Origin of the sequence: Paraburkholderia sp. RAU2J, assembly GCF_003634845.1 — a bacterium.
In the GTDB taxonomy this organism is placed as follows: Bacteria; Pseudomonadota; Gammaproteobacteria; order Burkholderiales; family Burkholderiaceae; genus Paraburkholderia; species Paraburkholderia fynbosensis.
Genome location: NZ_RBXG01000002.1, coordinates 1,810,700 through 1,835,733, shown reverse-complemented (window position 1 = coordinate 1,835,733; position 25,034 = coordinate 1,810,700). Strand labels below are relative to the sequence as shown.

Sequence of the window (25,034 nt, the reverse complement as noted above, 5' to 3'; positions counted from 1 at the left end):
GTCACCATGAAGTCCTTGTTCACCGCTGGAAAACTGTTCGGCGACCGGCAGTTGAATTTTCTGCTGATCGTCAATGTGCTCGTCATGCTGGTCGCGACGTGGCTCTCGCGCGGGCAATTCATCGATATCGACAACCTGCAGTCGATGGGCGGCCAGTTGCCCGAACTCGGCCTGCTCGCACTCGGCATCATGCTGTCGATGGTGTCGGGCAACGGCGGCATCGACCTGTCCGGCGTCGGACTCGCGAACCTCTCAGGCATGGTCGCCGCGCTGGTCGTGCCGCGTTTTCTCAATGGCGACGACTCGCCCGCGCTCTACACGGCACTGTTCTGCGTGATCGTCGTGACGATGGGGCTGCTCGGCGGGCTGCTGAACGGCGTGGTCATCGCGTGGCTGCGGCTCACGCCGATTCTCTGCACACTCGGCACGCAGTTGCTGTTCACGGGCTTTGCGGTGGTGCTCAGCAACGGCGCCTCGGTGCATGTCGACTATGTCGATCCGTTGTCGAATATCGGCAACGGTACCGTGTTTCAGGTGCCGATCGCCTTCTGCATCTTCATCGCGGCGCTCATCGTATTGGGCTGGTTGCTCAAACGCAGCCCGTTCGGCCTGCGTCTCTATCTGATGGGCACGAATCCCAAAGCGGCGTTCTATGCGGGCATTCCGCGCGCGCGGATGCTGATCATCACTTACACGATGTGCGGCGTACTCGCGTCGCTGGCCGGGTTGATCAGCGTGACGCATACGTCCAGCGCGAAATGGGACTACGGCAATTCCTATCTGTTGATCGCGATCCTGATTGCAGTGATGGGCGGCGTGAATCCCGCGGGCGGTCATGGCCGCATCATCTGCGTGTTTTTCGCCGCGACGGTGCTGCAGTTTCTGTCGAGCCTGTTCAATCTGATGGGCGTGTCGCAGTTTTTCGGCGATTGCGCGTGGGGGTTTCTGTTGTTGCTGTCGCTCGCGTTTGCGGGTGGCGAGCGGGTGCGGGCGATCTTCGGCTTCGGCGGCGGCTCGGGCGCTGCCCCGAAACGTTAGTGCGCTATCCGGACGCGCAGCATCACCGAGGTTTCAGTACGCGACGGACAACGAGCCCTGATTGTCCGTGACGGTGGAGTGGGGCGACATCGAACGATAAAGGAGACATCGCATGAAATTGACTCGACTGGGCGCCGCGCTCGCGGCAGGCGCGCTGACGGTAGGCGTGATCGCCGCGGCGCAGGCTGCCACCAACGAGACGATCGTCACGGTCGTCAAGGTGACCGGCATCAACTGGTTCAACCGGATGGACGACGGCGTCAAGCAATTCGCGAAGGACAACCCCGGCGTGACCGCCTATCAGACCGGTCCCGGCCGTGCGGATGCGGCGCAGCAGCTGAAGATCATCGAAGACCTGATCGCCAAGAAGGTCACGGCGATCGCCGTCGTGCCCTACGACCCGCCGACGCTCGAACCCGCGCTGAAGAAAGCGATGGATCGCGGCATCAAGGTGGTGACGCACGAGGCGGACAACGCGAAGAACACTATGGTCGACATCGAGGCATTCGACAACACCGCCTATGGCGCCGGCCTGAACGAACGGCTCGCGTCGTGCATGCACGACGACGGCAAGTGGGCCGTGCTGGTCGGTTCGCTCGGCAGCCGCTCGCAGGTCCAATGGGCCGATGGCGGCATCGGCAACGCCAAGGCCAAGTATCCGAAGATGAACCTGGTCGAACCGAAACTCGAAACCAATAACGACGGCGAGCGCGCTTATGAAGTCGCGAAGGAAGTGCTGCGCAAGCATCCGGACCTGAAGGGCTTCCAGGGTTCGTCCTCGCTCGACGTGATCGGTATCGGCCGGGCGGTCGAAGAAGCCGGCATGCAGGGCAAGATCTGCGTATACGGGACGGGCCTGCCCACGGAAGCGGGCAAATTCCTCGAAAGCGGCGCCGTCGACGGCATCGCGTTCTGGGATCCGAAGCTCGCCGGCATTGCGATGAACAAGGTCGCGCAAATGTTGATCGACGGAAAAACGGTCGAGAACGGCGCCGATCTCGGCATTCCAGGCTACACGAAGGTGACGGTCGCAAAGGGGCCGGGCAAGGGCATCATCGTGCGCGGGCAAGGCTGGGTGAACGTCGACAAGTCGAATTACAAGCAGTATCCGTTCTGATGTGCCACGGCCACGGCGTCCCCTGATCGCTCGGGGGACTTCCTTCGAGGCGTGTCCACCCGGACACGCCTTAACTCACCACTCGCCATCATGAACCAGGACATATCGTCACCGCAGCCGCAAGCCCACGCGTCTCAGCCGTTTCTGCAAGTCGTGGGCGTGCATAAGCGCTTCACCGGCGTGCATGCGTTGCGCGGGGTGAGCCTGTCGTTCGAGCGCGGGCAGATTTACCATCTTCTCGGCGAAAACGGCTGCGGCAAAAGCACCCTCATCAAGATCATTTCCGGCGCGCAACCGCCTGACGAAGGCGAACTGATCATCGAAGGCGTGCGCCACGCGCGTCTTTCCGCACTCGAATCGCTCGCGGCGGGAATCGAGACCGTCTATCAGGACCTCTCGCTGCTGCCCAATATGAACGTGGCGGAGAACGTCGCGCTCACCGCGGAGCTGGCGACGCACGCGGGCCGGCTCGCCCGCACGTTCGACCGGCGCGAGCTGGCGCGCACGGCCGCGCGCGCGCTCGAAGCGGTCGGCCTGCCCGGCGATGCCGGGTTTCAGGCGACGCTCATCGAGCAACTGCCGCTCGCCACGCGGCAACTCGTGGCGATCGCCCGCGCGATCGCCAGCGAGGCGAAGTTCGTCATCATGGACGAGCCCACCACGTCGCTCACGCAAAAGGAAGTCGACAACCTGATCGCCGTCCTCGCCAATCTGCGCGCGCAGGGAGTCACCGTGCTGTTCGTGAGCCACAAGCTCGACGAGTGTTACGCGATCGGCGGTGAAGTGATCGTGCTGCGCGACGGCCAGAAAATGGCGCAAGGGCCCATTGCGCAATTCACCAAAGCGCAGATCAGCGAACTGATGACGGGACGCCATTTGTCGAACGAGCGCTATCGTGAAGGTGCGATTGGGCAGGACGTCGTGCTCGAAGTGCAGGGTTACACGCGCGCCGGCCAGTTCAGCGATGTGTCGTTCGCGCTGCACGGCGGCGAAATTCTCGGCGTCACCGGTCTGCTCGATTCGGGGCGCAACGAACTCGCGCGCGCCCTCGCGGGTGTGGCGCCCGCGCAGTCGGGGCAGGTGAGGCTGGATGGGAAAAGCATCCGCTTGCGCACACCGTCGGATGCGAAAAATCATCGCATCGGCTATGTGCCGGAAGACCGGCTGAACGAGGGGCTCTTTCTCGACAAGCCGATCCGCGACAACGTCATCACCGCGATGATCTCCAGTTTGCGCGACCGCTTCGGCCAGATCGACCGCACGCGCGCGCAAGCACTCGCGCAACAGACGGTGAAAGATCTCCAGATTGCGACGCCCGATATCGACAAGCCAGTGCAGTCGCTCTCGGGCGGCAACCAGCAACGCGTGCTGATCGGCCGCTGGCTTGCGATCGATCCGCATGTGTTGATCCTGCATGGGCCGACTGTCGGCGTCGACGTCGGGTCGAAGGACATCATTTACCGCATCATGCAGCGCCTCTCGCAACGCGGCATCGGCATCATCCTCATCAGCGACGACCTGCCTGAACTGCTGCAGAACTGCGATCGCATTCTGATGATGAAGAAGGGCCGCGTGGCGAGCGAATATCAGGCCGACACGCTGAGCGAAGCCGACCTGTATCACGCGTTGCTTTCAGAAGCCGCATAAAGGACGTTCCTACCCATGAACTCGCGCATCGATTCGCGCATGAAGCAGACCATGACCACGCCGATCATTGTCGAAGTCGCACCCGAGGTCAAGCCGCCCAGCTTGCGGGCGAAGCTCGCGCGCAATCCGGAATGGTTTACCGTCGCGTTGATCGCGGTGACGTGCCTGATTGTCGGTGCGATCAACCCGCGCTTTTTCCAGTTCGCGACGCTATTCGATCTGCTGCATTCGGCCACCACCATGTCGCTGTTCGCGCTCGGCACGCTCGTCGTGCTCGCGTCCGGCGGCATCGATGTCTCGTTCACCGCGATTGCCGCGCTGACGATGTACGGCATCACCAAGGCAGTCTTCGCGTGGTGGCCCGACGCGCCGTTTGCGCTGATCCTCATCGCCGGCGCGTTGGGAGGCGTGGTGCTCGGCATCGTCAACGGCTTGCTGGTGCACCGGCTAAAGGCGCCTTCGCTGATCGTCACGATCGGCACGCAGTATCTGTTTCGCGGGCTGCTGCTGACCTTTATCGGCACGTCGTTCTTCATGAACATTCCGCACAGCATGGATCGCTTCGGCCGTATTCCGCTGTTTTTCTATCACACGAGCGATGGTTTGCGCGCGGTGCTGCCCGTGTCGGTGCTAGCGCTGCTGGCGGCCGCGGTCGTCACATGGTGGCTGCTGAACCGGACGATGATGGGGCGGGGCGTCTATGCGATGGGCGGCAGTCTGGCTATCGCCGAGCGGCTCGGCTACAACCTGCGCGCGATCCATCTGTTCGTGTTCGGCTATACGGGGATGCTCGCGGGCATCGCGGGCATTCTGCATGTGTCGAACAACCGGCTCGCGAATCCGTTCGACCTCGTGGGCTCGGAGCTCGATGTGATCGCCGCGGTCATCCTCGGCGGAGCGCGTATTACGGGCGGGACGGGGACGGTGGCGGGCACGTTGCTCGGTGTGGTGCTCGTCACGCTGATCAACAGCGTGCTGATTCTGGTCGGCGTGCCGAGCACCTGGCAGAAGGTGATTATCGGCGCCTTCATTCTGATCGCGGGCACGCTCTTCGCGTTGCAACGCAAGGGTTGAACGCAGTTGCTGTTCGCAGAGTGACCGCGTGGCGTGCTTCCTTGCACGTCATCGCCCTCCATTGCGCTCCATTGTGCTCCGGAACGCGCGGCAAGCGGGCTTATTTGCGTTTGCGGAGCGTCTGGCCTTTTTCGGTGATGATGGAGTCGAAGTCGTCGACTTGCGAAAAGCGCACGGCTTTGACTACGCCGAACTTGCTCTGGTCCACTACCAGATGACTTTCCACCGCGCTGGCCATGGCCGCCTGCTTGAGCGCGACTTCATGAAAATTCCAGCACGTGACGCCGCGCGCGGTGTCCACACCGCCCGCGGAAATGAAGGCCTTGTTGATCCCCATGCGGCGTAGCATCTCGAGACTTTCTTCACCCGCGAACGAATCCGACGACGGCACGTAGACGCCGCCCAGCAGGATCATTCGCACGTTGGGCTTGCGCCGCAAAATTTCCGCGACGTTCAACGAATAGCACACCACCGTGACATGACGCTCGAGCGGAATCAGCCGGGCAAGCGTGGTCAGTGTGGTGCCGCAATCGATAAAGATCGTTTCATGATCGACGACGAGTCCCGCCGCAATCGCGGAGGCTTCGGCTTTGGCCTGCGCGAAGTGGTCTTTCTCTTCTTCGAGTGAATAGCCGGCGTTGTTCGGTACGTCCGTCGCGCTGAGGATATACCCGCCGAGATACGTGAATTGTTCCGGACTCGCTGCGATGTCGCGCCGGACAGTCATCTCCGACACGCCCAGCAGGCTCGCGGCATCGCGCAAGCGCATCACGTTTTGCCTGGCCAGCGCATCGGCGAGGGCGCGGAGACGATCGGGTTTCAGCATGGTGATCCTGTCGCGCGGTGTGAGGAGCGTTATGTTTTGTTCGATTTGGTGAAAGGATTATAACAAGAGGTGGGGTGTGGGGCGAGTGGCTTGAAGGTGTTCACGGATTTTTGCTGCGGCAGCGCCAAACCTCGGATCTTGCGTCCGGAGCAGGTCAGACCAACCGTCATGCCGCGGTCGATCTGTACCAGTTCGCCCGGACACGCACGGCCCGCCCGAGGCTGATAGACCGCCGCCGGCCTCATCGAGGGAGTCCTTGATGTTCACCGAAGCGCACGACGCGGAGGGTGCGGTGCGCCGCGACCTAGCAAACTTCTATTTCTTCATTATCATCAACTGGTCAAAATTGACGGCGCATTCAGCCTCTGGAGGCGCGCCGTTCCTGGTCATATGGAAATTGTCGTCTCGCAGATCGAACTGCCAGTTCATGATGGAAGGAGGCAAGGTAAGTGGGCGTTGCTCGCACATGTCATGAACCGAGGCCACGGCGTTTATATAGTGAGCCTGTTTCAACATGATGTAGCCTGCGACACTTGCCGCCGCCAGCAAAGAGTTCAGCAGCCCTAGAGCGATTATTGCGTAGAAGATCCGACGGCTATTGGAGAAACCAGCGGCAGCCAGAAGCGGAGCCGCGTAAAGCATGGGAACGTACCGTGCCCACCAGGATTGAGGATGCAGCAGAACGATCACCAGCGTCGTCAGCAAATAGATCTTCACGATGTTCGCGTCCTTCTTTCTTCCGAACATAGCGATCACGCCAAGTACCAGCATCGCCCCAAAGAACGGACCAAATCCGGAGAAGCGTGTATCTGCCGTATGGAGCGCGACGAACGCGGCGCGCAGATGTTCCTTCGACGGTACGAATGTCGGCTCCGCTCCCGCGCAATAAGTACAGTTACTGGGCAGGGAGAAATAGGACAGAACGAGTCTGTGCAACGGATTCATGCTTAGAAAATGCGGGGACGCCTGACGGCTCAAGATATCTAACTTCTCCTTGCCAAGAATCGGATAGAAGACGTGCTTGCCGGCGAGAACATTCTGCATGTAAGGCGAGTAGCCGACGATCAGAACAGCGACGACCGACCAGACTGCAAGTTGCCCGAATACCTTTCGATGACTTCGCAGAAAACCATGCCTGGTTTGCGCGACAAGCGCCGCAGCGAAAATCACCAGTATGGAAATGCCGGCGAACACTGGGCCAGTCATCTTCGAACCAATGAGAAGTACAAGTGACGCGCCTAACTGGACAGCGGAGTACGGTCTTTTCCAGACCGCGAAGAGAAGATTGACTGAGAAGATGGTCCAGCAGTAATAATGCGCCGCATCGACATATAGCGTTGTTATCTGCCCTAACGCGACCGGATTGTAGACGCACACGACCGCCGCGGCGAGCGCGGTTCTACCCGAGTGTCCAGCGCTTCGGAATACCTGCGCTAAGCAAACCAATGTGGGAACGCTAAGCAACAAGGTGAAGGACTTGCCGCTGTTAAAGCGTGTAGTCAGGACGTGGGCGGTGTATGCGAAGAATTCAAACGCCTTCGGGTAGTGCTCCGCCCAGAACATGCCGCTAATTTCGTGCGCTCCGATTACCCCGGTGGTTTGTTGATCCAGCGCAAGGGCCACAGCGCCATGGTAATTCAAACCATCGTAACTGAACTCACGCAGGAATCCATAGGAAACTAACACGACGGCTACAAACGCTATCGCCAGAATCGCCGTGCGCCATTCGGCACGGGATAGGTATCCATAGAACCCGATTGCCAGCAGAATGACCAACCCGAGCAGAGCCCGCAAGAATGGCGTATGGAAGCCCGCGTTGTACAGCACTGCGGCATAAAGCGACGAAGCAAACACGAATACAACGACGTGATCGGAAAATTGGGTCCAACGAATCCGTTCAAAGGCATTTCTCATCGATGTCAACATGAATGGCCTTTTTGCTGTTGAAGGGGACGCCGTACTCTCGCCAACTGAGAGTGTCCTGTGGACCTCCGGTGCAATGAGTGACACCCAGATTCGAGGCCGCTACTGCAAGACGCACTTCTACTGCTCTGTGATCGGCTCTGGAAGCCAGAACCCTGGACAATCAGCAGACTTTCATATTGACGCCGTGCGGCAGAGGAGACTTCCGAAAAACATAGCGTGCGAATCATTGGGAAATCGCACGCTCTGCCACAAGCGGGATTGGTTGAGCCGGGCCTGCAATCCGCAGCAGAAAGCGGCCAGTCAATATCGAATACGCGGCCCTGTCGAGCACAATTGTTCCCACACATTGTGCCGTTTGCGGTCAAAAAATCTGGAACCATGGTAGCGCGCTTTTGTGTCGGACGGGACGCGAATACACAAGAGGACTAAATCCTGTCTCCAGAGAAACGGATCTGCATCGTACGGGCATTAGTTAGCATTGACGCGCATTTTTTTAGGCGAAATCGGTCACGACCTCCGCTCCCTGCGCCACTGAACACCCAAGGGACTTCGCCGTGAAGAATTCGTGTGCTAGGTTGAAGATGACGCGTCGCACCGCATGACCTCGAGGTCGTGCGTCAGGGCTGCTTGCAGCTTGGCGACCGAGGGCGCGCCTGCGCATGGCGTGAAGTTACGTCGGCAACTCCTCGAGGCTACTGATGGCTGGTGCAACTGTCCCCCTTTGCGTCGATCTGGACGGCACACTGACGCACAGCGACGTTTTGATCGAATCGTTCCTTATATTGATCAAACAGAATCCCCTCTACGTTTTCCTTTGCATAATTTGGCTACTGCGCGGCAAGGGGCACTTGAAGGCCGAGATCGCCGCTCGCGTGGCGATCGATGTGTCATTGCTTCCATACAACGCGCGCCTGGTTGATTTCCTAAGGCAGGAACGGTCTCACGGCCGCGATCTCTATCTATGCACCGCCGGTGATCACCGGTACGCCGAGCAGGTCGCTTCGCACTTCGGCTTTTTTAAAGGCGTGATGGCGAGCGATGCGTCGCGCAATCTTTCCGGCTCGCACAAGGCGCAAACCTTGTCCGCCACGTTCGGCATACAAGGTTTCGACTACTGCGGCAATGCACGCGCCGATATACCCGTGTGGACGCTGGCCCGACAAGCGATTGTCGTCGGAAGCAAGAGCATTGAGGCGGCGGCGAGGAAGGTGAATCAGACGACTGTTTTCTTTGAAGAATCGCGCCCGTTCATACGGCTCGCGCTCAAGGAAATGCGGGTTTATCAATGGGTGAAGAATCTGTTGATCTTTTTGCCACTACTTGCTTCCCATCGTTTTACTCAAGTCGATACTCTGGTCGACATGGGAATCGCATTCCTTTCGTTCTGCTTTTGCGCGTCGTCGGTATACCTGTTGAACGATATGCTCGATCTCGATGCGGACAGGCGGCATGTCCGAAAGCGCGATCGTCCGTTTGCGTCAGGTAAGCTGCCTCTTCTAGCAGGCATTATATTGATGCTGGTGCTGCTCTCTGCGTCCGCCAGCCTTGCAATCATGTTAACGCCTGCGTTCCAGCTCGTGCTGACGGGCTACGTGGTGATAACACTCGCCTATTCCTTTCGTCTGAAGCGGATAGTGTTGATCGACGTATTCGTGCTCGCGGCGCTCTATACGGCGCGTATCGTTGCGGGCGGTGCGGCCGGCAATATTGTGCTGTCCGACTGGTTGATCATGTTCTCCCTGATGATTTTCCTTAGTCTGGCGATGGTCAAGCGCTATACGGAACTGGACAAGATCCAGCGAGACGGCAAGACATCGGCAGCAGGGCGAGGCTATCTGGCGGACGACATGAGCATCGTGCGCTCGTTCGGGACGGCGGCGGGCTACGTTGCGGTGCTCGTGCTTGCGCTCTATATGAATTCGAGCGATGTAACCGTGCTGTATCGTCATCCTCACAGGCTTTGGGTTCTATTTTGCCTGCTCCTGTATTGGATCAGCCGCGTCTGGATGATCGCGTTCCGGGGAAAGATGAATGACGACCCGATCGTCTTCGCAATCAAAAATCGGGGGAGCCTGTTGATCATCATGTTGTGCGTCTTGACTGTGATCGCCGCAACGTGAAGGCACATCCGGCGTGGAGGTGCATCATACCGTTACGTTTGAAAAACGACTTTCTAAAAAAGGAGGAATGTCCCTCGTCGCGTATTGAACTATGTCGCAATTGATCACGACGTCGACTTCCGACAGAGAAGCGTTGAATCGCGAGTTCGCAAGATCCCGCTCAGATCAACCGATCCGGCTTTGCCAATGGTGCTCATTTCGTAAGCGCCCGCTTCGAATTGCTTGACGCACTCGCCCCCCCAGAAAGCCCCCCCGAGGCGCCAGTCACCAGTACCCACCTAACACAACTCGGTTTCCGTCGAGGGGTATAGCGATGAGATAGCGCTGAGCCCATAACACGCAATGCGCCATGATGTGGGGCTCAGCCTACTCCGAACTCTTTACGCATTCACGATGAAGCTTGGCGGATGCGCAATAACCGCTCGCTGAATGCACGGTCGGGCTCGCGCGAGATTGCAGAAGTTATGGTCTCCGCGGGTATCGATACGGTGCCCCCCCCGAAAAGAGCATTTCGCGTGATCGACGAACGAAATAAACTAAAGGCCGTTCAAGACGAAGTGCTGAAGTTCTCGGCCGAAAGGGGCAGGCGATAGCTGTCGCCTCGTGCGCGACAAGACCTACGCATCTCGTCGCAGATAACTTACTCGAGATGATTATAAAAGGGTCGAGTCCCATCAAATTAAGCAGGGAAATCCCTTAATCAACCGAAGAAAGCAAGGATGTTCGCGACTCGCAAAAATGGCGGGGAGGATCATGCTTTATGTCTGACATTAGCTAAATTTCCTTTAAGTGTCCGCGTGAAATGGGTATTATTTACGCCGCTGGCGCCTGAAGCACGAATTTTTTGCCCACGGTCTCGACGTACGTTTCTTCGGTGAAACGTTTGCGGCGGTCTCCGCAAGCGGCGTTGAAACATGGCTTGGTTCATGGAGTAGCAAGCCTGACCGGGCAGATTCATAGACCTTGGCGTCGCATGACGCTGGATTTGCAGTGCACGTATCAACGCCGTGCGGGATGGGCCGAAACACGCTGCTGAGGAGTCCTAGTTGATTCGTCCCCGCGTCTGCGGCTTTAATTATTAACAGCGCCACAGAACTGACATTTGGGCTTTTATTGTGGGATTTCTCGACAGCACTATTCTCGGTGAAAAAAAGACATCCACCTATGGATCGTCTAAGGCCTCTGGGTGGAAGCCATCTTATTGGCGCATGCGGAGTGGGGCTGGAAGACAGCAGCAGCAACGAATCCTTGCAGAAGTTACCGAATCAAACGGGTTGCTCGGGCATGCGGTGAAACGTTTGCTGTGCCTGCGACGCGCGAAGTTCAGCGGTCCTCCGATCATCTTCTTTTTGTGGGTGATAAACAAAATAATGGCGCACAAACGAGTGCTCCATTAGTCCGGGATGTATGCCTGTCAAAAAGAATTCGCTTTACCACACGATTATTTCATGTGATTTACAGCACTGCGGTATGTAGACGAAGCAAAAATAATTGCTCGTTTATCAGCACTACTAATTAGCCCGCGGCCGGATTGGCGCGCGTATCTACTTACTCGAAGCGCCATAAATAGATTTTTGGGGTTTCTTTATCGAGAATTTTCTCGACAGTGGAATTATTTGCCATGCTAAAAAAACGACGTCAATTCATCAGCGGCCTTGCGGCTATCGGAGGAAGCTACCTGTTGAGCGCGTGCGGCGGCGGTGGCGGGGACGATAGCGGCAACAGCACTGGATCGGCCGTTGCCGACGCCAAAGCACATGCCGCCGCTTCCGCAAGCGGTACCACCATCCCTTCGGCAAGCTCGATCACCGACAGCTCCGGCGCTGTCTGGACGCTATCGGGTGGCGCGGTATACAGAAACGGCGCGAAAGCCGGGAATACCTCCAACGTAACACTCATCATTTATTACGGCACCACCGTTTATTGCAAGGGCAGCGGCGGCCAGTTCTATTCGTGGAACGGTTCGGGGTGGATAGCATGCCTCGACCCGCGTATGGGAGGCACATCGGCGGAAGGTACCACGCTGCCCGCTTCGCCCTACATTATCGACAGGCTGAACACGGTCTGGACGCTCGTGAATGGCGTGGTTTACCGCAACGGCGCGACTGTGGGCAACACGTATAACGTGTCCTTAGTCCTCTGGTACGGCGGCAAAGTCTGGCTTCGCGGCACGGGCGGCCAGTTCTATGTGAACGTGGACGTGCGCAGCGTGGCAGCCCAATGGCTGCCCGCATCCGACCCGCGCATCGCAGCGGCGCCTGCTGCTGGCATGTTCTACGGTGTCAACGGACACTATGACTACACCTACACACCAACTCAGCTCGTATCGCTCCTCAAGGGCATGGGCTGCACGTCGTATCGCGTGGGGTGCACGAGAGATCAGAACCAGATCAACGCTGTGGTCAAGATCGCGCAGGCTTTCCAGAGTGCTGGCCTCAAGCTGCTCGTTCTGATTAATCAGGGCGTTACAAATGCCAGCGGCCAGCTCTACCCGAACGAAGTCGCAGCCTATCAAGACAACATGGCGGGTGCGAAGAAGGTTGCCGCAGCATTGGCGCCGTATGGCGTGACGATGTACGAATGCGGCAACGAACTAACGCGCCAGAACGCCACTGTCATCGATTTCTCGTACGCAGGTGCGTTGGCCGTGGACTTCAACAACACCAACTGGCCGATCATGCGCGGTGCGATGCGCGGCATGATGGACGGCGTCAAGTCGGTTCAGCCATCGGCCAAATGCGGTATCAACTTCTGCGTGGCGGACATTGGCGCGGCGGACGCGCTGTGGGAAGGGATGCAACCCGACGGCACCAGCGGCCATCAGCCGTTGCGCTGGGACATTACCACGTGGCACAACTACGCGGCCTACGGCGACATCTTCGCCATTGGTAGCGACGGTAAGGGTCCGACGTTCGACCTGCCAACGTATTGCAAGGCCCGCTATGGCGTGCCGTTCATGATCACTGAATGGAACACGGGTCCTTCGGAGACCGAGACCTCCCGCGCGAGCTACATCACGTCGCAACTCAGCGAGTTCTATGCGGCGCGCAAATCGCATAACATCCAGTCGGTGATGTATTACGTGCTCGACAGTGGCGACAACACCTACGGCATCATGAACAACGGCTCGCCGATCAGCCAGCCTTACAGTGCGTTCACTGCTTTCGCGTCCGCCCACCCGGACAATTAAACGCAAGGCAATTGGCGTTTCAATGCTGCTAGCACCAGCTGCAAAACGAACCTGAGCTCTTCGCTCAGCGAAGAGGTCAGGTTCGCATCTCTACGTTCCCCAAGCCCCCAAAACCGCGTTCTTACGTAACGACGCGCGTCACACATTTCCTCTGCTTTCCCGGTGCGCCTGTTGCCACGGGCCGGCATCGTGGCACGGATGTTCATCCGCGGGTCAAGCGTTCAGGCTGCCCCTTCGATCGTACCCTTATTGACCCGGCTCGCGTAGGACCATCGGCGGGACACACGAACACCGCGCCTATCGCAGGCGAATACGGCACCACGTTCCTTGCGTCCTTCGACTGACTTCGCGCGGATGAGCATCTTTGTCGGTCGAGGGCTATCGCTTCTGATCGGATGACGTAAGACCGAGGCTCGCGGGGCAACGCTTCCGATGCTGAGTGGTCGCCTCGCCTTGTCTCGAGAGTAGGAGGCGTGTCCCGTCGCGATACGGGTATCGAGTCAAGAAGCGCTGGCCGGAATCGACTGTTATTCAACGTTTTGCGACTGTATCGCCCCACTTTGCGCCGCAGATGCCTCGTTCATCGAACCGGCGCCTAACATTCATTTTTCTAAATGAACCACTACGATTGGTGTGTGACGAGGCTTGCCCGAGTACCGTCGGCGCAACGCGCGGATATCGAGGCGAAGGCGTGTGACATGCAGAGTTTGCAGGGTAACGTGGACGCCCTGGCATCTCTATCTGGAGCTACAGATGGATATCGATTCCCAAACCATGCCTTCTAGCCAGCCGATCTTTTCGAAAAGAATTTTGGCGAAGCGTGTTAGCACCAGGAAGTTGAGCTACATAGTCGACCGGTTATCGTTTCATAGACTTAATGGGCTCGCGGAGAAGCATCTGCGCGCAAGAGGCCACAAGATGGCCGTATTCGCGAATGAGCATATCGGCGGATTTATCCATGTTTTCGGAGTCTACGAGCAGGAGGAACTTGACGTTCTGTTCAGTTTCCTCGAACCGTTGCATGACGTTTTCCGCGCGGGCATCGGGTTAGACATCGGTGCCAATATCGGAAATCATAGTCTGTACTTCTCGAGAATATTCGATGAGGTGCATTGCTTCGAGCCGGACCCTTCGACTTTTTATTTACTCCAGTTCAATGTCAGTTTCCGGAAGAAAATCGAAGCATTCAACATTGGTCTTGGGGACGAGAAAGGAACATTCAAGTTGTCAGAGGTGCCCGATAACATGGGCGAGTCGGTCATCGTCACGGACCAGATCGAGGCCGATGCCAACGTGAATTGCATCGATGTGCAGGTCGACAGGCTTGATAATCTCGACTACCAGGACAAGAAGCTCTGCTTCATCAAAATGGATGTCGAGGGTTTCGAGCCCAAGGTACTGCGGGGCAGCTTACGCACTATAACAACGCACTGGCCACTGATCGTATTGGAGCAGCATGAAAGTGATTTCGAAGAAGGTGATTCGGAATCGATTTCAATGTTGAGAGATCTGGGATACAAATTTTGTTGGCATCAAAGCGGCACTGTGTCACGAAACACATTTGTCCGCCGCATTTTCAACTTCATGGAAATGTTCGCCGGACGTACGCATAAAGTGGTGACCTCCGATTCCGTTCCACCGGGGAACTATTCGATGCTTATAGCGGTACCTCCGCGCTTCCAAAATCTTCTTCACGTGTGACGAACTGTTGACTTGTCGTTGAACCCCGTCAGGATGAGCCGCACACCGCTTTAATTTGGCGCGTGACGTACGCTACCGATTGAGCCACGCCTCGGCTTTCAATCGGTTCCTGCGCGCGGCGATCGACGAGTGGGATAGGGAAGGCCATGGGACGTCATGCGCCGGAACTCGTCGGGGCAGGGCAGTCGGCACGCTGCACCTCGGTGGCGTCACCGCCGCTTGCGGGCACCGTTGCAGTGAGCCATGGCGGGGCGGTAGCGGACCAAAAAATCAGCCGCTTCGTCATATAGCGAGCTACCTGCAGGAAGAGACAAGTGGATGGCGCGAACGCTGCCGATGGCACGCGCGAGCGTCATGAACTCGTTGCTTCGTCGGCTGGAAGATCACGTAGATTTTCCGCATTGTTCCGTTCACCTGCCACGGTCCTTCGGTATTCGCTTCGAGGAACAACGTATCGGCCGCCGGCAAAGTGGATCGTGTCATCGCCGTCCGGCATGAACGATCCGAAGCCCGCCAGAAAATGCATCACTTCGGCCTGCTTGGCCAAGCCGGCACGATTGAGATGATGATGCTACCTCCAGTGTGCCGGTTCTATCACTGCTCTGCCTCCCCTGCGAGTCCCGCAAACGTTGCACGCGACGAACCCATCACCCGATGCCGGCAGCGACGGCGATACAAGCGTGCCGCCGCGCCGCGCATCGGTTGAACCCGTCGTGGACGAGGAGGTACTGTCCGGCTTTCCATCGCGCCACGCCCCGTGATCAGTTGCAGGGCGAGGCCGCGTAGCGCGGCTACGCAATCACCGAAACGCAAATGCCTGTGGCGAGCGCGATCCTGGGGTCATGGCGATCTAGCGAACCAAGGAGAGCGCGAAACCATTTGAGCTAGTTGGTTCGTGAATTCTTGTTGCTTTTCGATAGAGCATGATTCTTCCACAATAGCCTTACGCGATGCGACGGCGGCAAACAGATTCACGCGATGTAGCCCCCGCCAGGCGCGCCGCGCGCTCATTTGTTTTCATCTGGAGAATTTGCCATGAAGATCGTCGTTATCGGTGGCTCCGGCCTGATCGGCTCGCGTGTGGTCGCCCTACTTGGCGCGGCGGGCCATGAGGCGCTCGCTGCTTCACCGCGTACCGGTGTGAATGCTGTAACGGGCGAGGGCCTGAGCAGCGCGCTCATGGACGCGGACGTCGTCGTAGATGTGGCGAACGCGCCGTCATGGGAGCCGCAGGCGGTGCTCGACTTCTTCCGCACCTCGGCGCGCAACCTCGGCAAGGCCGAAGTGGCAGCAGGGGTGCGCCATCACGTCGCGCTATCAATCGTCGGCTGCGACCGCACGCCGGAGAACGCGTATTTTGTTGCCAAGGTTGCGCAGGAAGAGGGCATTAAAGCGGCGGGCGTGCCGTACACGATCGTGCGCGCGACTCAGTTCATGGAGTTCATCGGCGATATCGCGGATTTCAACACGGACGGCGGCACGGTGCGCATCGGCAACGGCCTGTTTCAGCCAATCGCCGCGGACGATGTCGCGGCGATCCTCACGCAGACCGCGCTTGCTGCGCCGCTGAACGGCACGGTCGACATCGCCGGCCCAGACCGCGCGCCTTTCGCGGAGATCATCACGCGTTATCTGAAATCGATAGGCGACGCGCGCCCGGTGGTGACGGATCGCGAGGCGCGGTACTACGGTGGCCGTGTTGAGGAGCAGTCGCTCGTGCCGCTCGGCGACGCTCGGATCGGCCACCTCAGCCTCGAACAATGGTTCGAACAGGTTAAAAAGCGTTGAGTGACGAGGCAGGACAATGCCTGACCGTATCAAGCAGCCGGTCCAGAGACTGTGACGGCGCGTTCGGCAAACGCTCACGCGATCCGTGCTCGCAATGTTCATGTGCACCTGGCAAGCCGAACTCATCAAAACCGATCGGGCGCAGCCGATGAATCATTCCGCGGATCTGCTGATAGACGAGGCTTGCGCGCTCTTCGGAAGTGCCCGTCAGTGTATGTCCAGCGATGCATGTGCTCGCCGACGCCAAAGGCTGAGCACAGCACCTCGGCGACCATGCTCAGGGCCACCATGCACATGACGTCCCGCCACGCCTAAGGGGGGCGAACCTGGGACGACCGTGGCACGGTTGGACGAATCAATTTCACAGGTCCCTGACTGCAGCGCGATTGCACCGGCTGATATCGAAGCAGTTCTACCGATCGCATCATGCGCTGGTGTACGCACCAAAGGTTCAGGAAGGCTTCCTGAAAGTTTCGGGAGTATTTCCCGCGCTCACGCAAGTGCTTTCGTGCGACGCTTTCAGCCATGGAGTGGCCGCCAGCGCGCCCAATCAGTTTCCGTCGCAACCTTCTGCTCCACGCCGCGCGACAACTCGCCAATAAAAACCAGCAACGACAGACGGGAGACGGCAACGATGACAAGCAAGCTATACAAACCGTTGGGCCTGCAGGAGCTAAAACCCCGGGTCGCATTGCGACTCTCCGTGGCCGCCGTGCTGGCGGCATTGGCGGCAGGTGCATCGGCTCAAACCGAATCTGTTCCTGCCACGCAAACAGAGGGCTCGCCGGAAAGCACCGCTGAAAAGCCGTCGCAGCAAACGACGCAAAACGGGCCGCCGTCGCAGCAGGCAGTCCAGCTTCCCGATATCGTCGTGGTGGGTACGACACCGCTCGTTGGCGTCGGCACGCCGCTGCAACTCGTGCCGGCCAACGTGCAGACGATTCGGGGACGGGATCTCGTCGCGCAGAATTCGCATACGCTGGTTGATTACTTCGCGAACAATCTGCAGAGCTTCGATCTCAACGAGGCGCAGGGCAACCCGTGGCAAGTCGATGTCAACTATCGGGGCTTTACTGCTTCGCCAGTACTAGGCACACCACAAGGGCTATCCGTCTTTCTGGACGGCGTGCGGATCAACGAGCCGTTCGGCGACGTCGTGAACTGGGACCTGATTCCGCAGGCGGCGATCGACACGATCCAGGTGATTCCAGGCTCCAATCCGACCTTCGGCCTGAATACCCTCGGTGGCGCAGTGGCGGTAACGACCAAGAACGGCAAATCGAACCCCGGCGGCGAAGCGGAAGTCCAGCTCGGCTCGTGGGGCCGCAAGCTTGCGCAGATCCAGCAGGGCGGCGTCATCGGCAATACCAATCTCGACTACTACTTCACCGCCAACGCCACCAATGACGACGGCTGGGCCGACCACAACTCGAGCCGTTTGCGCCAGGCGTTCGGCAAGCTGCGCTACATGGATTCGTCAACGACGATCTCCGTGTCGGCTGGCGGCGCAGACAACACGTTGAACGGCAGCCAGACCATTCCGCGATCGTTTCTAAACAATTGGACGCAGGCGTACACGTTTCCGGACACGAATGAAAACCAGCTCGGCTACGTGACCATCAACGGCTCGCACTATTTCACGCCGGACATCCAGTTGAGCGGCAACGCGTACTATCGGCACTACAGGAACGTCAATACGAGCAGCAACGTCAACGACGATTTCGACGTCGATGATCCCGACGAACCGCCGGCTACCAATGCGCAGTCGGATATCGTCACCGATAGTTACGGCGCGAGTTTGCAGCTGACGTTACTGCAGAAACTGTTCGGCAAGAAGAACGAGTTCATCATCGGCGCTGCTGCGGATCTCTCTAACACGCACTTCGCGCAGTCGGCGCAGGACGCTTTTTTCACCGACACGCGCGCAACCGTCGGCGACGGGCCGTTCGTGCAGCAGACCGACGCGAAGACACGCAACGAAAACTACGGTATCTATTTCAGCGATACGTTCTCGTTCAACGACCAATGGTCCATGCTCGTGGCGGGACGCTATAACTGGGCCCGCGCGACGATCGCGGACGAAAGCGGTATTCAGCCGCTGCTCGACAGCCGGCACACGTTCTCACGCTTCAACCCGGCGGTCGGCATCAACTGGAACCCGACTCCATACTTCACCGCGTACGTCACCTATAACGAGGGCATGAGGACGCCGACATCGATCGAGCTTGCCTGCGCGGACCCGGCCGCGCCGTGTTCGCTGCCAAACGACTTCATTGCCGACCCGTCGCTGAAGCCGGTCATATCGAAGACGTTCGAGATCGGAGCGCGCGGCCGTATCGGCAGCAACTCGTCGTGGAGCGCCGCTGCGTTCAGCACGACACTGGATGACGACATCCAGTTCATCAGCAGCGAGGGCGCAGCAAGTACACTCGGCTACTTCCAGAACGTGGGCAAGACGCGCCGGCAGGGATTCGAAATAGCGGGACGTACAAAGTGGGGGCCGCTTGGTGTGAGCGCCAGCTACAGCTACGTGAACGCGACCTACCGTTCGACGTGGACCGAGAGCAGCGGCAGCAATTCGAGCGCCGACGGTGACGGCAACATCACCGTGCATTCCGGCGACCGCATCCCCGGCATTCCACAGAACATGGTCAAACTCCGGCTCGACTATGCCGCCATGGCGCGCTGGAACATCGGCGCCAATCTGACTTACCGCAGCAACATCTTCGCGCGCGGCGACGAGAACAACCAGGATGTGAACGGCACGGTAGCCGGCTACTTCCTGATCGATCTCGACACGACCTTCAACGTGACGAAGCGTTTCCAGGTGTTCGGTTCGATCCAGAACCTGCTGAACAAGCGCTATGCGTCTTTCGCGATTCTCGGGCAGAACTTCTTCAATGGGCCGAACCATACCTTCGATCCGGGCGGAATCAGCAACGAGCAGTTCCTTGGTCTGGGTGCACCGCGCGGCTTCTGGGTGGGACTGCGGTACGCTTGGGATTGACCGGACATTGGCAAGTGCCTGAACGAAGTCACGGCCATGTGAGGCTGCCCGAGGACTCCGACATAAGGTCGAGCTCGCCACAGTCCAAACATGGCGGACCCAGATCGATCTCACGAAGGCTCAGACGGTCGCCGAACCAGCCGCGAGTTCGCGTGATGAAAAGCTCCTGATCATCGGAATTGAAGCGGGCGATCAACGCACTCAACCAGGCGGACGTTTTCTTCGTGATGGATAAAGGCCTCGCGAAGGAGAAGCTGGCCGCGTTGCGAAGGCAGATCGTCGAGCGGTTTATCAGCGGCGACCGCTATCGGACTGTCGAGGAGGCCGGAATCGACCCGGGACTTAAAAAAGGAATCTGCGTGCGGCGGGTTCGGGTCGACCTCGCCGCACTGCGTGACCACACATAGAGCGGGCGATGCGTGAGCCTTAGGCTAAAGCGCGCAGCGTTTTAGCGGCCGCCACCATGTTGGTCAGCGCTGGAATGACTTCTTCCCACTGACGCGTCTTTAGCCCACAGTCTGGATTGACCCACAGGCGCTGTGCAGGAATCCGCTCGGCGGCCTTCTTCATCAGTTGCACGATGTGCTCCTGCGTCGGAATGTTCGGCGAGTGAATGTCGTACACGCCTGGACCAATTTCGTTCGGATAGTTGAAGTTGTCGAAAGCGTCCAGCAGTTCCATGTCTGAGCGCGAGGTCTCGATCGTGATCACGTCGGCGTCCATGTCGGCGATCGACGCGATAATGTCGTTGAACTCCGAGTAGCACATGTGCGTATGGATCTGCGTCTCGTCGTCCACACCGTTTGCGGTGATACGGAAGGATTCCACGGCCCAGTCGAGGTAATCCTTCCACTGCGATCTTCGCAGCGGCAGGCCTTCACGCAATGCAGCCTCGTCGATCTGGATGATACGCACGCCAGCCTTCTCGAGATCGAGCACTTCTTCGCGGATCGCCAGCGCGAGCTGGTAGCACGACACCGAACGCGGCTGGTCGTCGCGCACGAAGGACCAGTTCAGAATCGTGACCGGACCGGTGAGCATGCCCTTCATCGGCTTGTTCGTAAGCGATTGCGCGTACTTGGTCCATTCGACCGTCATCGCCTTCGGGCGGCTGATATCGCCGAACAGGATAGGCGGCTTCACGCAACGTGAGCCGTACGACTGCACCCAGCCGAACTGGCTGAACGCATAGCCGTCGAGCTGTTCGCCGAAGTATTCGACCATGTCGTTACGTTCGGCTTCGCCGTGCACCAGCACGTCGAGCCCCAGAGCTTCCTGCTCACGCACGCTGCGTTCGATTTCGGCCTGCATGGCCGCCTTGTAACCGGCAGCGTCCAGTGCGCCGGCCTTGAACTGGCTGCGTGCATGGCGGATTTCGCCGGTCTGCGGGAACGAACCGATCGTCGTGGTCGGGTAAGCCGGCAGGTTCAGCAGGGCAGCCTGCCTGTCAGCGCGCGCCGGGTAAGCGTTCTTGCGTTGACCGAGTGCCGGATTGATCTTTGCCAGCGCGGCTTTGACTGCCGGGTTATTGACGCGCGGCGAAGCGCGGCGTGCGGCGATGGCGGCACGGTTGGCGGCCAACTCTGCCTTCACCGCATCGCGACCGTGGTTCAGCGCGGCGGCGAGCACCTTCAGTTCATCGAGCTTCTGCAAAGCGAAGGCCAGCCACGAGCGGACTTCCGCATCCAGCTTCTGTTCGCTGTTCAGATCCACTGGTACATGCAGCAACGAGCACGACGGTGCAATCCAGAGGCGATCGCCCAACTTCTTCGCGACGGGTTCGAGCCAGTCGAGTACGCTCGCCAGATCGGTCATCCAGATATTGCGGCCGCTGATCACGCCCAGCGACAGCACGCGATCCTGCGGCAACTGCGCAATCACTGCGTTGACTTCGGCGCGGGCATTGACTGCATCAAGATGCAGCCCCTGCACCGGCAGCTTGCAGGCGAGCGGCAGGTTGTCGAGCAACTGGCCGAAGTAGGTGGCAAGCAACAACTTGACCCTGCCGTTCTCAAGCGCCTCGTAGGCGGCCACATACGCCTGCTGCCATTCAGCCGACAACTCGGTCACCAGAATCGGCTCGTCGATCTGAACCCATTCGACGCCCCGAGCCGCCAACGTGGCGAGCAGTTCCGCATAGACCGGCAGCAGGCGCGGCAGCAGAGCCAGCTTGTCGGAGTCGTCCTTGGCCTTGCCAAGCGCCAGATAGGTCAACGGGCCGACGATCACCGGCTTGGCTTTGACGCCTTGTGCATTGGCCTCGGCCAGTTGTTCCAGCAGGCGCGACGGATCGAGCTTGAACTCGGTGCTGGCGCTGAACTCAGGGACGATGTAGTGATAGTTGGTGTCGAACCACTTGGTCATCTCGCCTGCAGCGACGCCGCCACAGCATGCGCTGTGATCTTCGACGTCCTTGGCCGAGCGGCCGCGCGCGACGCGGAAGTAATTGTCGAGCGCATCGCCGTGAAAGCCATGCACGCGCTCCGGCAGGTTGCCCAAGGTGAAGCTCATGTCGAGCACGTGGTCGTAGAAGGCGAAGTCGCCGACGGCTGCCAGACCGAGGTCCGCCTGATGCGTCCAGTGACGCTGACGCAACTGGGCGCCGAGCGCCTTCAGTTCGTCGAGCGAAGACGCGCCCTTCCAGTACGACTCGAGCGCGAACTTCAGTTCGCGCTTCGCGCCGATACGGGGGAAGCCCAGATTGTGTGTCGTTGCCATCGTGTCGCCTTGATTCGGTCAGTTGCGGATGTGTAAAGCGGGATGCGTGAATCGTATAAAAGGCGTCCTATGAAGTAAAATGGTGTTAATTCAACGAATCATTAGTTTTGTTCATGATCGAGAGAATTCATCTGGCTATCGTCCAGGCGGTGGACAGTCACGGCTCGCTTACCGCCGCGGCGGAAATCCTGTGCGTGACGCAATCCGCGCTCAGCCACTCCATGAAAAAGCTGGAGCAGCAACTCGGCACCGATATCTGGTTGCGCGAGGGGCGCAGCCTGCGATTGACCCAGGCGGGTCAATACCTGCTGGCCGTTGCGAATCGCGTGTTGCCGCAACTGGCTCTGGCCGAAGAACGTCTTGGCCAGTACGCGCAAGGTGAGCGCGGCGCGCTGCGCATCGGTATGGAGTGCCATCCCTGTTACCAGTGGTTGCTCAAGGTGGTTGCGCCGTATCTCGCGCGCTGGCCGGACGTCGACGTCGACGTCAAACAGAAGTTCCAGTTTGGCGGGATCGGCGCGTTGTTCGGCTACGAGATCGATCTGCTCGTCACGCCAGATCCGCTCTATAAGCCGGGTCTGCACTTCGAACCCGTGTTCGACTATGAGCAGGTCCTGGTGGTGAACCGCGAGCATCCGCTCGCCAGCGTCGACTATGTGAAGCCGGCGCAATTGACCCGGGAGGTGTTGATCACTTATCCGGTAGAGACCGACAGACTCGACATCTATAACCAGTTTCTGATGCCGGCAGGTGTCACGCCACGGCGCCACAAGGTGATCGAGACCACCGATATCATGCTGCAGATGGTGGCGAGCGGCAGGGGCGTTTCGGCGCTGCCTCGCTGGCTGGTGGAAGAGTATGCCGGCAAGATGAACGTCGTTCCGGTACGTCTCGGGCAGAAGGGCATCGCCAAACAGATCTTCCTCGGTGCCCGCGAAACGGACTCGGAAATTGACTACCTCAAGGCCTTCATCGAACTGGCGCGCAAACCCAGTCATCGCCGATCAGCAGGGGAGTGAGCGTGGCCAACCCGGATGTTCCCGATAGCGACCAGAAGCCCGCGCACATCGTCGCTGCGCAAGCGAGCCCGTGCGATGAGCTCATCATCCGCACGCAGCCCACCGCGGCCGACCGCCCGTGCCGGCGCAAGCGTCTTGCGCTCACTGCGACTATCCTCGGATCGAGCATGGCGTTTATCGACGGCTCCGTCGTCAATGTCGCGCTGCCCGCCATTCAGAGCGAGCTGCGCGCGAACGTCGGGGCGATGCAGTGGATCGTCAACGCCTACCTGCTCTTTCTCGGGTCCCTCGTGCTGGTGGGCGGATCGATGGGCGACAAGCTCGGCCGCCGCACGGTGTTCATCGCGGGCATCGGGATCTTCACGCTGGCGTCGGCCGCTTGCGGGCTCGCGCCGAGCGCGGGCGCACTGATCGCGGCGCGCGCGATGCAGGGCATCGGCGCTGCGCTCTTCGTACCCAGCAGTCTCGCCATCATCGGCGCCGTCTTCGAAGGAGAAGAGCGCGGACGCGCAATCGGCACGTGGGCGGGCATCGGCGCGATCACGTCGGCGGTGGGTCCGGTGGCGGGCGGCTTGCTCGTCGACGCGTTGTCGTGGCGCGCGATCTTCTTTCTCAATGTCCCGCTTGCAGCGGTGACGATCGCGCTCGCGATTGCGTCGGTGCCGAACAGCCACAAGCCCGATGCGCCTCAACAGCTGGACTGGCCCGGCGCGCTGAGCGCGGCAGCGGGGCTCGCCGCACTCACTTATGGCCTGACCCAGGCGTCGGCGCGCGGGTTCGCGCATCCGCTGGTACTGTGCACGATCGGCGCTGGCGTGCTGGTGCTGGCCGCATTCGTGATGGTCGAAGCGAACAGCCGCGATCCCATGGTACCGCTCGACGTGTTCCGCTCACGCGATTTCACCGGCGCCAACCTCGTCACGCTGCTGCTCTACTTCGGTCTGGGCGGCGTACTGTTTTTCCTTCCGTTCACGCTGATCCGCGCACACGGCTACACCGCGACCGAGGCGGGCGCGGCGCTGCTGCCGATGCCGGTCATCATCGGCTTGTTGTCGCGCTTCACCGGCGGCCTGACGGGCCACTTCGGTTCGCGAGTCCTGTTGAGCGCCGGCCCGGCCGTCGCCGGAATCGGGTTCGTGATGCTGGCGCTGCCGCTGGTACGCGGCAGCTATTGGGCCGAATTCCTCCCTGCGCTGGCCGTACTCGGCCTCGGCATGACCATCACCGTTGCGCCGCTCACGACGACGGTGCTGGGCTCGGTGCCGGCCGACCGTGCAGGCGTCGCCTCCGGCATCAACAATGCGGTTGCACGCGTGGCGAGTCTGCTGGCGGTTGCGGTTCTCGGTATCGTGTTCGTGTGGTCGCACCACGCGGCGCTGTCGGCGCGGCTCGACGAACTGCACGTTCCTCAGGATGCACGCCCGACCGGGCAGTTGCTCGAGCCGGACACGCAAGCCGGGGCGCAGCCGGCGATGCACCAGACGGCCGTGGCGCTGGCGCAAGCCGACGCGATCGCAGACGCGCTGCGCGCTGTCGCGCTGGTGTCCGCCGCATGCGCGTTCGCAGGAGCGGGTCTCGCCCTCGCGACCATCCAGTCGCGTAAGTGATGTGCGCGGCGTCGCCGGCCGCGTCTGCTTGCCGTATCGCGACAGGTCGGGGAAGTGAGCCGATCGGCAGGCAGAAGGCGCGGGAATTCAAGGACCGAAAACCTGCGCCCAAGGTCGGGCTCAGCGTAACGTCACGGCGCGCAGGCGCCCATTGCCTGGCGGGATGAAGCGCCCGATTCAAACAAATGAAATTGAAAAAATCGGTGCGGTGATACCCGGCTTCGGCTGTTTGCGGAACCGGGCGATAAGTGGAAGA

The 25,034-nt window shown here is 59.6% G+C and carries 15 protein-coding genes and 2 pseudogenes; 12 read left to right on the top strand and 5 right to left on the bottom strand.

Going from position 1 to position 25,034, the window contains the following annotated elements; genetic code table 11:
* Positions 1-6 precede the first annotated feature (6 nt).
* The 4 genes from B0G69_RS25615 (at position 7) to B0G69_RS25600 (ending at position 4,876) form a co-directional block, all read left to right on the top strand.
* Positions 7-1,038, top strand: a complete 1,032-nt coding sequence (locus tag B0G69_RS25615; RefSeq protein ID WP_121322186.1) for an ABC transporter permease — start codon at positions 7-9, stop codon at positions 1,036-1,038.
* A 112-nt stretch (positions 1,039-1,150) separates the two neighbouring features.
* Positions 1,151-2,155 (top strand): autoinducer 2 ABC transporter substrate-binding protein, encoded by a 1,005-nt coding sequence (locus tag B0G69_RS25610; RefSeq protein ID WP_121322184.1) that lies wholly within the window; start codon positions 1,151-1,153, stop codon positions 2,153-2,155.
* 90 nt (positions 2,156-2,245) lie between these two features.
* Complete coding sequence (locus tag B0G69_RS25605; protein WP_121322182.1) at positions 2,246-3,802, top strand: sugar ABC transporter ATP-binding protein; 1,557 nt, start codon at positions 2,246-2,248, stop codon at positions 3,800-3,802.
* Positions 3,803-3,817: 15 nt separating this feature from the next.
* A complete protein-coding gene (locus B0G69_RS25600) occupies positions 3,818-4,876 on the top strand; it encodes an ABC transporter permease (RefSeq protein WP_121322180.1) in 1,059 nt (352 codons plus the stop codon).
* 100 nt (positions 4,877-4,976) lie between these two features.
* Here B0G69_RS25600 and B0G69_RS25595 read toward each other — a convergent pair whose 3' ends face one another.
* Positions 4,977-5,702 carry a DeoR/GlpR family DNA-binding transcription regulator gene (locus B0G69_RS25595; protein ID WP_121322178.1) on the bottom strand — a complete coding sequence of 242 codons (726 nt, stop codon included), beginning with the start codon at positions 5,700-5,702 and terminating at the stop codon, positions 4,977-4,979.
* Between the two features lie 315 nt (positions 5,703-6,017).
* Positions 6,018-7,628 carry a hypothetical protein gene (locus B0G69_RS25590; RefSeq protein WP_121322176.1) on the bottom strand — a complete coding sequence of 537 codons (1,611 nt, stop codon included), beginning with the start codon at positions 7,626-7,628 and terminating at the stop codon, positions 6,018-6,020.
* Positions 7,629-8,326: 698 nt separating this feature from the next.
* On the opposite strand from B0G69_RS25590, the gene B0G69_RS25585 reads away from it, so the two are divergent.
* The 3 genes from B0G69_RS25585 to B0G69_RS25575 all read left to right on the top strand — a co-directional run bounded on the left by B0G69_RS25585 (position 8,327) and on the right by B0G69_RS25575 (position 14,639).
* On the top strand, positions 8,327-9,748 hold the full coding sequence (locus tag B0G69_RS25585) for a UbiA family prenyltransferase (RefSeq protein ID WP_121322174.1): 1,422 nt from the start codon (positions 8,327-8,329) through the stop codon (positions 9,746-9,748).
* Positions 9,749-11,369: 1,621 nt separating this feature from the next.
* Positions 11,370-12,938: a hypothetical protein gene (locus tag B0G69_RS25580; RefSeq protein WP_121322172.1), complete on the top strand. Its 1,569-nt coding sequence runs from the start codon at positions 11,370-11,372 to the stop codon at positions 12,936-12,938.
* A gap of 753 nt (positions 12,939-13,691) precedes the next feature.
* Complete coding sequence (locus B0G69_RS25575; RefSeq protein WP_121322170.1) at positions 13,692-14,639, top strand: FkbM family methyltransferase; 948 nt, start codon at positions 13,692-13,694, stop codon at positions 14,637-14,639.
* Positions 14,640-15,017: 378 nt separating this feature from the next.
* Here the strand turns inward: B0G69_RS25575 and B0G69_RS25570 are convergent.
* Positions 15,018-15,180: pseudogene (locus B0G69_RS25570) on the bottom strand (cupin domain-containing protein); the annotation flags it as partial.
* Positions 15,181-15,674: 494 nt separating this feature from the next.
* On the opposite strand from B0G69_RS25570, the gene B0G69_RS25565 reads away from it, so the two are divergent.
* A complete protein-coding gene (locus B0G69_RS25565) occupies positions 15,675-16,427 on the top strand; it encodes an SDR family oxidoreductase (RefSeq protein WP_121322168.1) in 753 nt (250 codons plus the stop codon).
* A gap of 58 nt (positions 16,428-16,485) precedes the next feature.
* Here the strand turns inward: B0G69_RS25565 and B0G69_RS42080 are convergent.
* Positions 16,486-16,620: pseudogene (locus tag B0G69_RS42080) on the bottom strand (two-component sensor histidine kinase); the annotation flags it as partial.
* A gap of 441 nt (positions 16,621-17,061) precedes the next feature.
* Here B0G69_RS42080 and B0G69_RS25555 point away from each other — a divergent pair.
* Entirely contained in the window at positions 17,062-19,434 is a 2,373-nt protein-coding gene (locus B0G69_RS25555; protein WP_121322166.1) for a TonB-dependent receptor, read from the top strand.
* 179 nt (positions 19,435-19,613) lie between these two features.
* Positions 19,614-19,841 (top strand): hypothetical protein, encoded by a 228-nt coding sequence (locus tag B0G69_RS42075; protein ID WP_241991464.1) that lies wholly within the window; start codon positions 19,614-19,616, stop codon positions 19,839-19,841.
* Positions 19,842-19,860: 19 nt separating this feature from the next.
* Here the strand turns inward: B0G69_RS42075 and metE are convergent, their stop codons facing one another.
* Positions 19,861-22,152 carry a 5-methyltetrahydropteroyltriglutamate--homocysteine S-methyltransferase gene (gene metE, locus B0G69_RS25545; RefSeq protein ID WP_121322164.1) on the bottom strand — a complete coding sequence of 764 codons (2,292 nt, stop codon included), beginning with the start codon at positions 22,150-22,152 and terminating at the stop codon, positions 19,861-19,863.
* Between the two features lie 113 nt (positions 22,153-22,265).
* Here metE and B0G69_RS25540 point away from each other — a divergent pair, with 113 nt between their 5' ends.
* Together B0G69_RS25540 and B0G69_RS25535 are read left to right on the top strand one after the other, a co-directional pair.
* Entirely contained in the window at positions 22,266-23,171 is a 906-nt protein-coding gene (locus tag B0G69_RS25540; RefSeq protein WP_121323878.1) for a LysR family transcriptional regulator, read from the top strand.
* A 2-nt stretch (positions 23,172-23,173) separates the two neighbouring features.
* Positions 23,174-24,778 carry an MFS transporter gene (locus B0G69_RS25535; protein ID WP_121323877.1) on the top strand — a complete coding sequence of 535 codons (1,605 nt, stop codon included), beginning with the start codon at positions 23,174-23,176 and terminating at the stop codon, positions 24,776-24,778.
* The last annotated feature ends 256 nt before the right edge of the window (positions 24,779-25,034 follow it).